At 37.2% G+C, this 14,159-nt stretch carries 12 protein-coding genes; 11 read left to right on the top strand and 1 reads right to left on the bottom strand.

Translation table 11 applies throughout. From position 1 onward, the window contains the following. Window positions 1-79 precede the first annotated feature (79 nt). The 9 genes from trmB (at window position 80) to yejF (ending at window position 10,459) form a co-directional block, all read left to right on the top strand. Window positions 80-808 (top strand): tRNA (guanosine(46)-N7)-methyltransferase TrmB, encoded by a 729-nt coding sequence (trmB, locus tag RHO14_10375; GenBank protein WVD70758.1) that lies wholly within the window; start codon window positions 80-82, stop codon window positions 806-808. Between the two features lie 235 nt (window positions 809-1,043). Next, window positions 1,044-1,769, top strand: coding sequence for an oxygen-insensitive NADPH nitroreductase (gene nfsA / locus RHO14_10370; protein WVD70757.1), 726 nt, complete (start codon window positions 1,044-1,046; stop codon window positions 1,767-1,769). Then, complete coding sequence (locus RHO14_10365; GenBank protein WVD70756.1) at window positions 1,769-2,938, top strand: histidine-type phosphatase; 1,170 nt, start codon at window positions 1,769-1,771, stop codon at window positions 2,936-2,938. The genes nfsA and RHO14_10365 overlap by 1 nt, the downstream gene beginning before the upstream one ends. 21 nt (window positions 2,939-2,959) lie before the next feature. Then, the gene (locus RHO14_10360; protein ID WVD70755.1) at window positions 2,960-3,808 is read left to right on the top strand and encodes a fumarylacetoacetate hydrolase family protein; all 849 of its coding nucleotides are present in this window, start codon (window positions 2,960-2,962) and stop codon (window positions 3,806-3,808) included. A 115-nt stretch (window positions 3,809-3,923) separates the two neighbouring features. Then, window positions 3,924-4,616: a leucyl/phenylalanyl-tRNA--protein transferase gene (gene aat / locus RHO14_10355; GenBank protein WVD70754.1), complete on the top strand. Its 693-nt coding sequence runs from the start codon at window positions 3,924-3,926 to the stop codon at window positions 4,614-4,616. 14 nt (window positions 4,617-4,630) lie between these two features. Then, window positions 4,631-6,613: an extracellular solute-binding protein gene (locus RHO14_10350; GenBank protein WVD70753.1), complete on the top strand. Its 1,983-nt coding sequence runs from the start codon at window positions 4,631-4,633 to the stop codon at window positions 6,611-6,613. A 15-nt stretch (window positions 6,614-6,628) separates the two neighbouring features. After that, window positions 6,629-7,702, top strand: coding sequence for a microcin C ABC transporter permease YejB (yejB, locus tag RHO14_10345; protein WVD70752.1), 1,074 nt, complete (start codon window positions 6,629-6,631; stop codon window positions 7,700-7,702). Between the two features lies 1 nt (window position 7,703). Then, window positions 7,704-8,759 carry a microcin C ABC transporter permease gene (locus tag RHO14_10340; GenBank protein WVD70751.1) on the top strand — a complete coding sequence of 352 codons (1,056 nt, stop codon included), beginning with the start codon at window positions 7,704-7,706 and terminating at the stop codon, window positions 8,757-8,759. After that, window positions 8,756-10,459 (top strand): microcin C ABC transporter ATP-binding protein YejF, encoded by a 1,704-nt coding sequence (gene yejF / locus RHO14_10335; GenBank protein WVD70750.1) that lies wholly within the window; start codon window positions 8,756-8,758, stop codon window positions 10,457-10,459. The genes RHO14_10340 and yejF overlap by 4 nt, the downstream gene beginning before the upstream one ends. A gap of 111 nt (window positions 10,460-10,570) precedes the next feature. On the opposite strand, the gene nfsB is transcribed toward yejF, so the two are convergent. Next, window positions 10,571-11,215: an oxygen-insensitive NAD(P)H nitroreductase gene (nfsB, locus tag RHO14_10330; GenBank protein WVD70749.1), complete on the bottom strand. Its 645-nt coding sequence runs from the start codon at window positions 11,213-11,215 to the stop codon at window positions 10,571-10,573. A gap of 371 nt (window positions 11,216-11,586) precedes the next feature. Between nfsB and RHO14_10325 the strand changes: the two genes are divergently transcribed. Together RHO14_10325 and pyrC are read left to right on the top strand one after the other, a co-directional pair. Next, complete coding sequence (locus RHO14_10325) at window positions 11,587-12,864, top strand: MFS transporter (GenBank protein ID WVD70748.1); 1,278 nt, start codon at window positions 11,587-11,589, stop codon at window positions 12,862-12,864. 123 nt (window positions 12,865-12,987) lie between these two features. Beyond that, the gene (gene pyrC / locus RHO14_10320) at window positions 12,988-14,031 is read left to right on the top strand and encodes a dihydroorotase (GenBank protein WVD70747.1); all 1,044 of its coding nucleotides are present in this window, start codon (window positions 12,988-12,990) and stop codon (window positions 14,029-14,031) included. Window positions 14,032-14,159: the final 128 nt, after the last annotated feature.

The raw sequence follows: 14,159 nt of genomic DNA, 5'->3' as shown, positions 1-14,159 counted from the left end.
TTATTCGGCTAAATGCTAGCGACAGATTCTAACTTACGTTAAACTATTAAGCTAATTTATTGTATAGCAAGATGATAGTATGGATCAAAAAAACAATATGATGACCTCTCAATTTATGGAAGATGGGCGTCCACTGCGTCAAATTCGCAGTTTTGTATTAAGGCAAGGGCGATTAACGAAAGGGCAAGAGCAAGCACTGCTAACTTTATGGTCAACCTTAGGGATTGATTATCAATCAGACACAAAACTTGATTTTAGCCAAGTCTTTGCTAATAACAATAAAGTTACTTTAGAGATTGGCTTTGGTATGGGAGCATCATTTGTTGAGATGGCAAAAAATGCACCGACTGAAAACTTTATAGGTATAGAAGTTCACCAGCCAGGTGTTGGTGCGTGTTTGATGGCAGCGGAGCAAGCTGAGCTTAGTAATATTCGGGTCATGTGCCATGATGCAGTTGAAGTTCTTAATAATATGATTGCCGACAGCTCATTGGCGAAAGTACAAATATTTTTCCCAGATCCTTGGCATAAAGCAAAACATAATAAACGGCGAATTATACAACCTGATTTTGTGCAATTATTGAAACAAAAATTGGCAATAGGTGGTGTTTTACATTTAGCAACTGATTGGCAACATTATGCTGAGCATATGTTAGAGGTATTAATAGCGGCCCCTGGTTTTATTAATTTATCATCTGATAATAGCTATATTCCAAGGCCTGGATCACGGCCAATGACTAAATTTGAAAAGCGTGGCTTAAATTTGGGGCATGGTGTTTGGGATTTACAATTTAAACGTGTTGAATAATAAAAACTATTAATGATTTTTATGTATAATCAACATGTTGTAAGCATTTTTAAGTTGTACTATTGGTTTAATTTTAAGATGATAATTAAAGACTAATTATCGATATAACAAATAGATAATTTAGGCATAAGTGTTTATGCTAGCGTAATATTTATAAAATGACATAAAACGATTTATCGTTATATTGATGCAACTACAATATAACGATAAAATTTATTTTAGGAAATAAGATATTATGACTAATTCAACCATTGATTTACTTTGTCAGCACCGCTCAATTCGCGCTTATTTATCAACCGCTATTTCATCTGAGCAGCGTGATATTATTTTTAATGCTGCGCATGCCGCATCAAGTTCAAGTTTTTTGCAATGCTCAAGTGTTATTCGTATCACTGATCACGATAATCGTAAAAAACTCGCGCATTATGCGGGTGATCAAAATTATGTGATCCAAGCACCTGAATTCTGGATCTTTTGTGCTGATTTTAATCGTCATCATCAAATTGATCCAACAATTAATTTAGGTAAAGCCGAGCAGCTACTTTTAGGTTGTGTTGATACTGCAATTATGGCTCAAAATGCGGTGATTGCCGCTGAATCCTTAGGCCTTGGCTGCGTGTATATTGGTGGGATCCGTAATAATATTAAACACGTTACTGAACTACTCGCGCTCCCTAAATTTGTTTTACCGCTCTTTGGTCTATGTATTGGTTATCCTGATCAAAATCCTGAAATAAAACCTCGCTTACCAAAAGATTTAGTGTTTTTTACTGATAAATATGAGGCATTAGATGTAGCGCTGCTTAAGCAATATGATCAGCAAATAGCTCAATATTATGCAGATCGCTCAAGTAATCATAAATTAGGGGGATGGAGTGATAAAATTGCGCAAACTATCAACAAAGAAGAGCGCGATTTTATGCTTGATTATTTACATCAACAAGGGTGGATTATTAAATAATGACATCTTTAGAATTAGAGCAAGTTATTGTTTTAAGTCGTCATGGCATCAGAACGCCGCTTCCAAATACGCTTGATTGTTTAACCGCCGTGACACCTAAAAATTGGCCTCAATGGCAATTTTCGCCAGGCTATCTAACGACTCGAGGTGGCACTCTTGAAAGTTATTTTGGCCATTACTTGGTTAATTATTTAGCCAATTTAGATTTTACATTAACTTCCGACGATGTTTTTATTTACGCCAATAGTTTACAGCGGACGGTTGCAACGGCGCAGTATTTTAATGTAGGCGCTTTTGCTGGGCTTGATATTCCAGTTAGGCATCGATATCCGATTGAGCGAATGGACGCCGTTTTTAACCCCATTATTCGTGATAGCTCATCAACATTTAAAAATAGGGTTCTTGATGATCTTAAGCGCCATACCGGATCGTCGCAGTTAATTGATAAGCTTAATCAAAACTTAGCGTCAACTTATGATTTATTATCTGATATTTTAGACTATAAGCACTCTGCGCTTTATCAGCAATATCGATGCGAATTTTCGCAGTTACCTACTCAAATCGATATTATAAAAGATGAAGAGCCTATTTTAATCGGGCCACTTGCTTTAGGAACCGCAATTGCTGATGCCTTTACGTTGCAATACTATTGTGCCTTTGCAAAGCAAGATATTGCTTGGGGCGAAATTAGCACCTCTTTACAGTGGCAAATGATCACGAAAGTTAAAAATCAGTATCTTAATTTATTATTTCAATCACAACAGTTAGCCGCTCACCTTGCCTTGCCATTAGTTGAATTTATAACCATGTTATTTACTGAACAAAAGCATAAATTTAATCTACTCGTTGGTCATGATAGCAATATTGCTTCATTATTAAGTGCACTTGGCTTTCAAAGTTATCAATTACCCGAACAATATGAAAAGGCACCGATCGGCGGTAAGGTGGTATTTTATCGTTACTATGATAAACAAGATCAGCAGCACTATTTTAAAGCAGAATATATTTATCAAACCTTTGAGCAAATCCACTTAGCACAGCCACTAACGTCAATGACGCCGCCCAAACATTTCACACTAAACTTTACTGATCTTAACCCAAACAGCCAAGGATTATATTTATGGCAAGAGGTGAGTAATAAACTGCATGATTTTTTAGTTAACGCATAGAATTAGAGAGGACATAAGCAGATGAGATTATTACGTTATGGTATAAAAGGGCAAGAAAAACCCGCAATACTTGATGAAAAAGACCAAGTTCGGGATTTAAGTTCTATTATTTCTGACATTGATTCAACCACGCTAAATTTTGCACTTATTAATAAATTGCAGCAGCTTGATTTATCAACATTACCTATCGTACAAAATCCACACCCAATCGCTGCGTGTATTGGAAAAGTTGGAAAATTTATCTGTATTGGGCTCAACTACAAAGAGCATGCTAAAGAGACTGGCGCTAAAATTCCTCAAGAGCCGATTATTTTTAATAAGTGGACGAGCGCTATTAGTGGGGCTAATGATGATGTTTTATTACCAAGGGGATCGACTCATACCGATTGGGAGGTTGAGTTAGGGGTAGTTATTGGTAAAGCTGGAAAATATATTGCGCAAGATGAGGCGCTATCTTATGTTGCGGGATATTGCGTTGTGAATGATATATCAGAACGTGAATATCAAAGCCATCGAGGCGGTACTTGGGATAAAGGTAAAGGTTGTGATACCTTTGGCCCCATAGGTCCTTGGCTTGTTACCTACGATGAAATTGCTGACCCACAAAAGCTTGAGTTATGGCTGGAAGTTGACGGTAAACGCTATCAACATGGTAATACTGATGATATGATTTTTAGTGTTAAGCAGCTAATTAGTTATGTTAGTCAATTTATGAGTTTACAGTCTGGTGATATTATTTCAACAGGAACGCCATCTGGAGTAGGGCTTGGTATTAAACCAGACCCTATCTTTTTAAAGGCTGGGCAAATTATGCGCTTAGGAATAGAAAAATTAGGTATTCAGCAGCAACGCGTTATTAGTGAAGATTAAGTTAATATCGCATGCTTTAGTTCCATGTTAATCACATAAAATGCAAGTTTTTAGGCCAAATTTTATGTATAATAGCTCAAAATATTGATAACTAATGTAATTTGGGCTATATATTGTGCCGCTCCATGTTTTAGATGATTCGTTAACATTTCCTGATCCCTATGATGGATTAATCGATCCAAATGGCCTACTTGCAGTAGGAGGGGATTTATCACCTAGGCGGTTACTTACTGCTTACAAGCAGGGTATATTTCCTTGGTTTAGTGATGGTGAACCCATTTTATGGTGGTCTCCTGATCCAAGGGCTGTACTTGATCCTTTGCAGTTTCATTGCAGCCGTTCATTTAAAAAATTTTTAAATCACAATGATTATCGCGTGAGTATCAACACTAATTTTATCGCCGTGATAGAAGGCTGTGAAAATAACCATGATGAAACGTGGATTACGAGTGATATGATTGAGGCCTATATTAAATTACATCAATTAGGCTTTGCCCATTCGGTTGAAGTTTGGCAAAATAATAATCTCATCGGCGGATTATATGGCGTTGCGCAAGGAGCATTGTTTTGTGGCGAGTCAATGTTTAGTACCCAAACCAACGCTTCTAAAATTGGTTTATATGCCTTTTGCCAGCACTTTGTTCGCCATGGTGGTAAACTTATCGATTGCCAAGTGCTTAACGATCATACGGCTTCGTTAGGCGCTTACGAATTATCGCGAGATATTTACCTTACTAATATTAAACAATTACAAGCAGGTTCAATTGCTGAGCACTGTTATAACCAACAATTTATTGAATATCATTGATGGTGAGGGGAAAGATGTTTAATTATTTAACAATAATATCAAAGTCATTGATGCTATTGGGTTTATTAGCAGGTTTATACCAGCCATTTGCGATGGCTAACGAAGCCGAATTAGTTGATAATAATCAACCATTGGTAATAAAGACTGAGCCAATTATTGATGACTCTATCGTCGATGAAGCTCAAAGCGATGAGCCAGCGATAAATAGCACGGTTGAGATCCCTCAAGCCCCAACCACTTCTAGCGAAAAAATTATTACCAGTAAGACCTTTGCGTTAATTGGGGAACCAAAGTATCCAGCTGATTTTACGCATTTTGATTATGTCAATCCGAGTGCCCCTAAAGGTGGCATTTTAAAACGTGCTGAAATTGGTACCTATGACAATTTAAATCGCTATGCTAGTCGCGGTGCTCCTGAGCGGTCATCAACCGGTATTTATGAGTCGTTATTTACCCAGTCAGAAGATGAGCTAAGTAGTTACTATCCCTTACTGGCAAGCTCGATCACTTATTCAGATAAATACCAATGGGCAGAGGTGACATTAAATCCAGCTGCACACTTTAGTGATGGTGTACCATTAACGGCGGCGGATGTTGAATTTACCTTTTATAAAATGATGACTGAAGGGGCATCACAATACCGAATCTATTATCAGGGTGTTATCGTAAAAGCGCTTGATAAATACAAAGTAAGATTTGAATTACCGAAAGCCAACCGTGAACAACTGCTAACTTTTGTTGGTAATTTCAGCGTATTTCCCCAGCATTTTTGGCAAGATAAAAACTTGGCTGAGCCATTAACTACGCCGCCAATTGGTAGCGCACCTTATACTGTTGGTGATTATAAGCTTGGGCAGTTTGTTATTTATCAGCGCGATAACCGTTATTGGGGTAAAGATTTACCCGTTAATCAAGGGCGTAATAATTTTGATGCGCAAAAAATTGATTATTTTTTAGATGATAGTATCGCTTTAGAGGCATTTAAGGCCGGTGAATATGATTTTAGAACTGAGAGTCAACCAAAAAATTGGTTTACTCAATATCAAGGTAAGTCATTTGATAAAAATTTTATTATTAAAAAACAAGGTGATATAAATACCGCTATCGATACTCGTTGGTTAGCCTTTAATATTGAACGACCAATTTTTAGCGATCTTCGAGTGAGAAAAGCCTTAACGCTGGCCTTTGATTTCGCTTGGCTTAATCAGGCATTTTATTATGATAGCTATAAACAGCCTACGAGCTTTTTTGAAAACACCCCTTATGCGGCAAAAGGTGAGCCAAGTGAACTTGAACTCAAATGGTTACAGCCTTTCTCGGCAATTATTCCTAAAGCAGTTTTTGGGCCGGCTTATCATATTCCACTAAGCGATGGTCATGGCTTTAATCGGCAAAATTTAATCTCAGCAAAAGCGCTATTAGCACAGGCTGGTTGGGTTATTAAAGATAACCAATTAGTTAATCAACAAACGGGTGAACCTTTTGAGTTTGAGCTACTTGCGTATATGGGTTCGGATCTAAAATATGCGATCCCCTATCAACAAAATCTGGCTAAATTGGGTATAAAAATGACCATCACGACCGCCGATTATGCACAGACCCTTCGGCGGTTACGTAAACGTGATTATGATATGATCCCAAAGCTTTATAGCGCACACGCCTATCCATCATCATCATTAATCGTCGAATGGGGCAGTGCTTATCTTGACTCTTCGTGGAATTCTTCGCGTTTACATAACCCTGCGATTGATTTTTTAATTGAGCAAATTCCAAACTACATCGATGATGAAGCCAATTTACAAGCATTAGGGCGGGCATTAGATCGCGTTTTAACCCAAGAATACCCGATGATCCCAATGTGGTATCCGCGTTATACATACTATGCTTATTGGGATAAATTTGCTCAGCCAGCCATTAAGCCGCTTTATACTATTGGTTTAAATAATTGGTGGTATGATAGCGATAATGCCGCTAAATTACCTAACCACAATGAGTAACAAGGACACGTTATTATGCTAGGTTATTTTATTCGCCGATTATTACTCATTATTCCAACATTATTAGTTATTTTAACGATTAATTTTTTTATCGTACAAATCGCGCCAGGTGGCCCAGTTGATCAGGCTATTGCGAATATCGAAAACGGTCGTCAAGTCGGGCAAACTATACTGCCAGGCGGTGAGGCTGAGTTAGCGATAAATAATAAACAAATTTACCGCGGGGCGAGAGGGCTTGATCCACAAATTATTGCTGAAATAGAAAAACAATACGGCTTTGATAAGCCTGTTTGGCAACGCTATATCGAAACGATTAAAAATTTTATCTGTTTTGATTTTGGTAATAGTTTTTTTAAAAGTGAATCAGTGATTGGCTTAATTATTAAGAGCTTACCGGTTTCCATTTCACTTGGCCTTTGGAGCACTCTGCTGGTTTATTTTATCTCAATACCTTTAGGTATTCGTAAAGCAGTTAAAGACGGCTCTAAATTCGATTTTTGGTCAAGTATGGTCATTATTATTGGTTATGCCATTCCCGCATTTTTACTCGCAGTATTATTAATTGTGGTCTTTGCTGGTGGTAGCTATTTTAGCATCTTCCCTTTACGTGGGCTCATATCGACTAACTTTGATCAGCTTAGTATGTGGGGCAAAATTTGTGACTATTTTTGGCATATTTGTTTACCAACGATTGCTATTGTCGTGAGTGGCTTTGCCTCTCTGACGATGTTAACTAAAAACTCCTTTTTAGATGAAGTGCGCAAACAATATGTGGTAACGGCGAGGGCTAAAGGCCTGAATGAAAAACAGATTTTATACCGCCATGTTTTTCGTAATGCAACGCTACTCATTATATCGGGATTTCCTGCGGCCTTCGTCGGCATTTTATTTACAGGTGCATTACTTATTGAGATCATCTTTTCACTCAATGGCCTTGGTTTAGTCGGCTATGAGGCAATTATTCAACGTGATTATCCGGTGATTTTCGGTTCACTCTACATTTTTACCTTAATTGGGTTAATAACAAAATTGCTTAGTGATTTAACCTATATGTTAATTGACCCGCGTATTGATTTTGAGGCGCGCTAATATGACGATAACAATAATAAATCAGGCCGCTAAGCCATTATCCATCAATCAACTACGCATCAAGCGCTTTAAACAAAATAGACGAGGCTATATCTCGTTATGGATCTTTATTGTCTGTTTTGTATTTAGTTTATTTGCTGAGGTGATTATTAATAATAAACCAATTATGATTCAATACCATGGTGAGCTTTATTTTCCAATTATTAAGAATTATCCAGAAACGGATTTTGGCGGTGAGTTTAATACCACCACCAATTATTTAGATCCGATGATTAATCGAAAAATACGCCAAGATGGTTTTATTATTTGGCCGCCATTTCGTTATAGTTATAATACACTTATTTATAATACTGCAAGCACGTTCCCAACGCCGCCATCATCTGAGCATTGGCTTGGTACCACCGATGCTGGTTTTGATGTCCTTGCCAATATTGTTTATGGTTTTCGAATTTCGATGTTTTTTGCTATTTTGTTAACGCTAATCACTTCTATTATCGGTATTTTTATTGGTGCACTGCAAGGCTATTACGGCGGTAACGTTGATTTATTCGGTCAGCGCTTTATTGAAATTTGGAGTGGATTGCCCGTTTTATTTGTTATCATTTTATTATCGAGCATTATGCCACTTAATTTTTGGTGGCTGCTTGCCATTACCGTTATATTCGGTTGGATGGGGTTAGTTAGTGTTGTTAGAGCAGAATTTTTACGAACTCGTAATTTTGATTATGTTCGCGCAGCGAGAGCATTAGGCGTTAGTGACAGTAAAATTATGTTTAAACATATACTGCCTAATGCGATGGTGGCAACATTGACCTTTTTACCATTTATTCTTTGTGGGTCAATTACCACACTAACGTCACTCGATTTTTTAGGCTTTGGTTTGCCACTCGATGCGCCGTCGCTAGGACGCCTTTTGCTGCAAGGTAAAAATAATCTCCAAGCACCTTGGCTTGGCATTACGGCATTTATCGTTATTGCAACGCTACTATCGTTATTGATCTTTATTGGTGAAGCCGTTCGAGATGCCTTTGATCCAAATAAAGGGGGATTAAGATGAGTACACCTTTATTATCAGTTAATGATTTAAGTATCGTCTTTAAGCAATCGCAAGGCTTTAGTCAAGCTGTTGAACATATTAGTTTTGATATTAACGAAATGGAAACACTTGCATTAGTGGGGGAATCTGGAAGTGGTAAATCAGTTACCGCCTTGTCAATTCTAGGTTTACTTTCACCATCGCAAGTGCAATACCCAAGTGGTGAAATATGGTTTGATAACCAAGATTTACTTAAAGCCGATGAAAAATCATTAAGGCAGATTCGTGGTAATCAAATTAGTATGATCTTTCAAGAGCCGATGGTATCGCTTAACCCTTTGCATACGATTGAAAAACAGCTTTATGAAGTATTGTCTTTACATCGAGGCATGCGTCAACATCAAGCCCGATCTGAAATTATTGAATATTTAACAAGGGTTGGCATTAAAGATGCCAAGCAGCGATTAAATAGTTATCCTCATCAATTATCAGGCGGTGAACGACAACGCGTGATGATTGCGATGGCTATTTTGACACAGCCTAAACTATTGATTGCCGATGAACCAACAACCGCACTCGATGTTTCTGTGCAGGCACAAATTATTACGCTGCTTAAAGAGCTAAAAAATGAATTAAAGATGAGTATGTTATTTATTACGCATAATCTCAGCATTGTAAAAAAAGTTGCGGATAAAGTTGCAGTGATGAATCAAGGGCAAATTGTTGAATTAAATAGTCGTCAGCGGATCTTTTTACGCCCAGAGCATGGCTATACACAATTATTGCTTAATTCTGAGCCTCAAGGCGAACCCGTGCCATTACCTGATGAGCCCGGTATTTTACTTAATGTAAATCATCTCAATGTTAATGTTATTAGCCAAAAGAAACTGTTTAGAAATAAAAAAAGAGCGATTGTCAACGAGGTTGGTTTTGCTATTCATCAAGGTGAAGCAGTTGGCTTGGTTGGTGAATCTGGATCAGGTAAGAGTACGACTGCACTGGCCATTTTACGGTTGATTAAAGCGCAAGGCGATATTGTATTTAATGGTCAGCAATTAATTAAGCTTAGCCAAAAGAAACTATTGCCGTTTCGTAGCAAAATCCAAGTGGTATTTCAAGATCCTTTCTCATCGCTTAACCCTCGTTTCAATGTTGAACAAATTATTAGTGAAGGATTAGTTACCCATAAAAAGTTGTCTCGATCTGAGGTTGTGCAGCGCGTGATTGAAATTATGCAAGAAGTGGGGCTTGATCCTGACAGCCGGCATCGTTATCCGTTAGAGTTTTCTGGCGGGCAAAGGCAGCGTATTGCTATTGCTCGGGCGCTGATTTTACAGCCAGAATTATTAATTTTAGATGAACCAACATCATCACTCGATCGCACGGTGCAACTGCAAATTATTACGCTATTAAAATCATTACAACAAAAACATCAATTAAGTTACTTATTTATTAGTCACGATTTATCGGTGATCCACTCATTATGTCATCAAGTTGTGGTTATGAAAGAAGGGCAAATTATTGAGCAAGGTAAACGCGATACTATCTTTAATCAGCCACAGCAAGATTATACCAAAATGCTATTGTCATTTTTAGATCGGCCAATAAAAGTAAAACCAAAGCTTAATCCAAATTTTAACCCTAATATGGCAGTACCTAAACGTAAAAAAGAGCCAAATAAAGAGAGTTGGAGCGATGCACTATTAATGAGGCGCGATTAAGCGGTAGTTGGCATGTTATTAGGTTTGGTTTTTTCACTATAATGATATGTTACAACAACTTTTTAACGATTTTTATATAAAAAAAGGCTAGAAAATTCTAGCCTTTTATCGTTATAGAACAGTAAAAATTTGCTCATTGGGTAAACGCGATTTTGGCCTATGTGCATTACCATCATTGACATCACGGTAGCCAAGAGAGACGACGACCACGCTTTTAAGTCCTTTTTCTTTTAAACCTAAAATCTCGTCCATCTTGAGAGCGTCATATCCTTCAATCGCGGTTGAGTCAATTCCAATTGCCGCTGCGGCAAATAGTAGCTGGCCTAAGGCAATGTAAAGTTGTTTACTTTCCCAGCAAAGCTGACTTTCTGCTGTTTTGCTATTTTGCTCAACAAAAAAACGACGACCTTTGTCTTGACCCTCTTTAAGGTCAGCGCTAGGAAAGCGGCCGTCTTTATCTTCTTGCTTTAATAAATTTTGTAAATGTGCTTCATCTATTGGTGCTTTAACACAAAATACGATCGAATGTGATGAGTCAGCAACTCTTGGATGGTTAAAATCAAGGATAGCCGGTAAAATTTTTGCTTTAGCCGCTTCATTATCGGCAATAAAAAAGTGCCATGGCTGCGAGTTTACTGAAGAAGGGCTATTTTTTAGCACGGTTAACAGCTGCTCAATATGCTCAGCCGAGATTTTTTTACTTTTATCATAATGTTTGGTGGTATAGCGTTTATTTGAAATATCAACAATATTCATATTATTACTCCTCGTAATATTACACTGCATTATTATAGGATATTTAAACATAATTTAAATAATTAATTCATCAAAGCTGCGCTAGAAAATTTTAACTTGTTGGTTTTAAACGTTAAAAAGTAATTTTATATCAGTAATTTATCAAATAGGCAATAATAATATAAATAGGTATTCACTAATTTTTATACCTAAAAAAGCTAATCGATATTAATCTAAAAAATTAGATAAACGTTATATTAATAAGGCTGTTATTAATTTAATTAATAAAAAAATAGGATTTTTACGCTTATAATATCTAAAATTTGAGACAAAAAAGAGGGCCTTTGTAATAAACCATTATTGCAAACAGTCCTGCTAGTAATGAGCATAGTATGAATTCTAAAACAGATATTGATAAACATAATGCGGACGATTCTTCTCCCGCTATTCTAACTAAAACTGATCCACAACATGCTGAGTCTTATTGCTATCAAATCAAAAGCGTTGCCACTTCTATTACCGGTTACATGGTTGAAGGTTTTGATTTATTGATGATCGGATTTTTAATTGCCGCGATCACCACATCCTTATCGATTAGCGATACCGCTGCTGCAGCCTTAGTTACTTGGACATTGATTGGGACCGTAGCAGGTGGAATCTTTTTTGGAATATTTAGTGACCGCTTTGGCCGAGTAAAAGCATTAAAGTGGGGAATAGGCTTATATATTATTGCAACCACGTTATGTTTTTTATCGGTTGGTTACTATGATTTACTTATCTACCGCTTTTTAGTCGGCTTTTCGTTAGGGGGTGAATATGGTATCGGGATGACGCTAGTTGCTGAAGCTTGGCCAAGTAAAAAGCGAGGGCGAGTTGCGTCTTACGTTGGTTTAGGTTGGCAAAGTGGCGTACTTTTAGCCGCGATTTTACCGCCAATTTTAATTCCCTTAATTGGTTGGAAAGGGATGTTTTTAGTCGGTATTTTACCTGCGTTAGTGGCATTTTTACTCAGAAACAGTTTTCATGAACCTAAAATTTTTCAGCAACAAAAATCGGTTAAAAAAGATCAGCTTTCAATAAAATTATTATTTCGTGATGCTAAAACAACTAAAAACTCAATAGGCATTATTATTCTCACCTCGGTGCAAAATCTTGGCTATTACGGTTTAATGATTTGGTTACCTACATATATGGCAAAACGGTTTAATTTTTCACTCACTAAATCAAGTTTGTGGACAGCGGTTACAATTATTGGCATGGGTGTGGGGATTTGGTTATTTGGGCGAATGGCCGATAAATTAGGCCGTAAACCAACATTTTTAATTTATCAGGTTGGTGCTTTTATTATGGTTCTCCTATATTCGCAGCTTGCATCTCCTGAATTGTTATTAATTGCAGGCGCGTTTATGGGATTATTTGTTAATGGCATGTTAGCGGGTTACGGCGTTGTTATTTCTGAATCCTACCCAACTGAAATAAGGGCTACGGCACAAAATGTACTCTTTAATGTTGGGCGCGGCATTGGTGCTTTAGGGCCTATATTGGTTGCTCACCTCGCGACGCAATACTCGTTTTCATTAGCCATTGCATTCCTTGCCTCTATCTATATTTTTGATATTGCAGCGACGCTATTTTTAATTAGTGAAAGTAAAAATAATCAATTGCACTGAGCTTTGTAAATATATGATGTTTAAAAACATCATTAAAATTTTATATTAATTGTCGCATTAGGTCAGAATTGTTTTATCGCATTCCTGCACTTTATCGCGTTTTATTTTGAAAGGTAGATTTTAATGTCTGAAGTACAAAAAATAATAATCAAAAAACCTGATGATTGGCATTTACATTTACGCGATGAAGAGATGCTTAAAGGGGTACTACCTTATTCAAGCAAAGATTATGCTCGCGCGATTATTATGCCAAATTTAATGCCACCATTAAAAAAATTAGCCGATATTATTGAATATAAAAAACGATTATTATCCGCTATTCCAAGTAACGATAATTTTACGCCTTTAATGACAATTTACTTATCTGATGATACCGATGTTAACGATATTATTCATGGTTATCAAAATGGCGTTTTAAAAGCGGTAAAATTATATCCAGCCCATGCTACAACCAATTCCGCTCATGGTGTCAGCTCAATTAATAATGTATTACCTGTGCTTGAGGCGATGCAAAAACAAGGTATACCTTTATTAATACATGGTGAAGTTACCGACAAGGCTGTTGATGTATTTGATCGCGAGGCAAAATTTATTGATAACACGCTAATACCATTGATGAAAAAGTTACCGGAATTAAAAATAGTTCTTGAACATGCAACAACAAAGGAAGCCGCAGAATTTGTCATGGAAGGCCCAGCAAACTTAGCTGCGACCGTGACACCTCAGCATATATTATTAAACCGTAATGCGTTATTTCAAGGTGGATTAAAGCCGCATAATTACTGCTTACCGATCTTAAAAAGAGATGTTCATCGCGTCAAATTAATGCAGGCGGTAACCTCGGGGTGTGATCGCTTCTTTTTAGGTACGGACTCCGCGCCACATGAAAAAAATCGTAAAGAGGCCGCTTGTGGATGCGCCGGCACATTTAACGCGCCAGTTGCATTATCTGTCTATGCGCATGTTTTTGAACAGGCAAATGCATTAGACAAGCTAGAGGCATTTACCTCAATTAATGGTGCTAAATTTTACCAACTCCCCATCAATCAAGATACTGTCACCCTCGTTAAGAAAAAGTACAAAGTCGAAGAGGTGATTTATATTCCAGGTGTTGGCGATATTGTCCCATTTTTAGCCGGTGAAGAGCTTAATTGGTCGGTTGAATAAGGATATTAAAGGCGCCTTGCTTACAATAGCTGCATTTATTATAAGCGTATTATATCGGTTATTAGCCAAATTTAATCAAACGTTATTGATAACTATTGATTGTCTTATTAAGCTATTGCCCCTAAAAT

Source organism: Orbaceae bacterium lpD04 (assembly GCA_036251935.1).
GTDB classification, from domain to species: Bacteria; Pseudomonadota; Gammaproteobacteria; order Enterobacterales; family Orbaceae; genus Orbus; species Orbus wheelerorum.
Note: the sequence above shows the minus strand (reverse complement) of the source record. Positions and strands in the feature narration are given on the sequence as shown.

Coding starts and splice junctions, on each gene's coding strand:
- RHO14_10340 (WVD70751.1), top strand. CDS start 7,704: ATGACGATAACAATAATAAATCAGGCCGCTAAGCCATTATCCATCAAT.
- nfsA (WVD70757.1), top strand. CDS start 1,044: ATGACTAATTCAACCATTGATTTACTTTGTCAGCACCGCTCAATTCGC.
- yejF (WVD70750.1), top strand. CDS start 8,756: ATGAGTACACCTTTATTATCAGTTAATGATTTAAGTATCGTCTTTAAG.
- nfsB (WVD70749.1), bottom strand. CDS start 11,215: ATGAATATTGTTGATATTTCAAATAAACGCTATACCACCAAACATTAT.
- RHO14_10365 (WVD70756.1), top strand. CDS start 1,769: ATGACATCTTTAGAATTAGAGCAAGTTATTGTTTTAAGTCGTCATGGC.
- yejB (WVD70752.1), top strand. CDS start 6,629: ATGCTAGGTTATTTTATTCGCCGATTATTACTCATTATTCCAACATTA.
- RHO14_10325 (WVD70748.1), top strand. CDS start 11,587: ATGAATTCTAAAACAGATATTGATAAACATAATGCGGACGATTCTTCT.
- pyrC (WVD70747.1), top strand. CDS start 12,988: ATGTCTGAAGTACAAAAAATAATAATCAAAAAACCTGATGATTGGCAT.
- RHO14_10350 (WVD70753.1), top strand. CDS start 4,631: ATGTTTAATTATTTAACAATAATATCAAAGTCATTGATGCTATTGGGT.
- RHO14_10360 (WVD70755.1), top strand. CDS start 2,960: ATGAGATTATTACGTTATGGTATAAAAGGGCAAGAAAAACCCGCAATA.
- trmB (WVD70758.1), top strand. CDS start 80: ATGGATCAAAAAAACAATATGATGACCTCTCAATTTATGGAAGATGGG.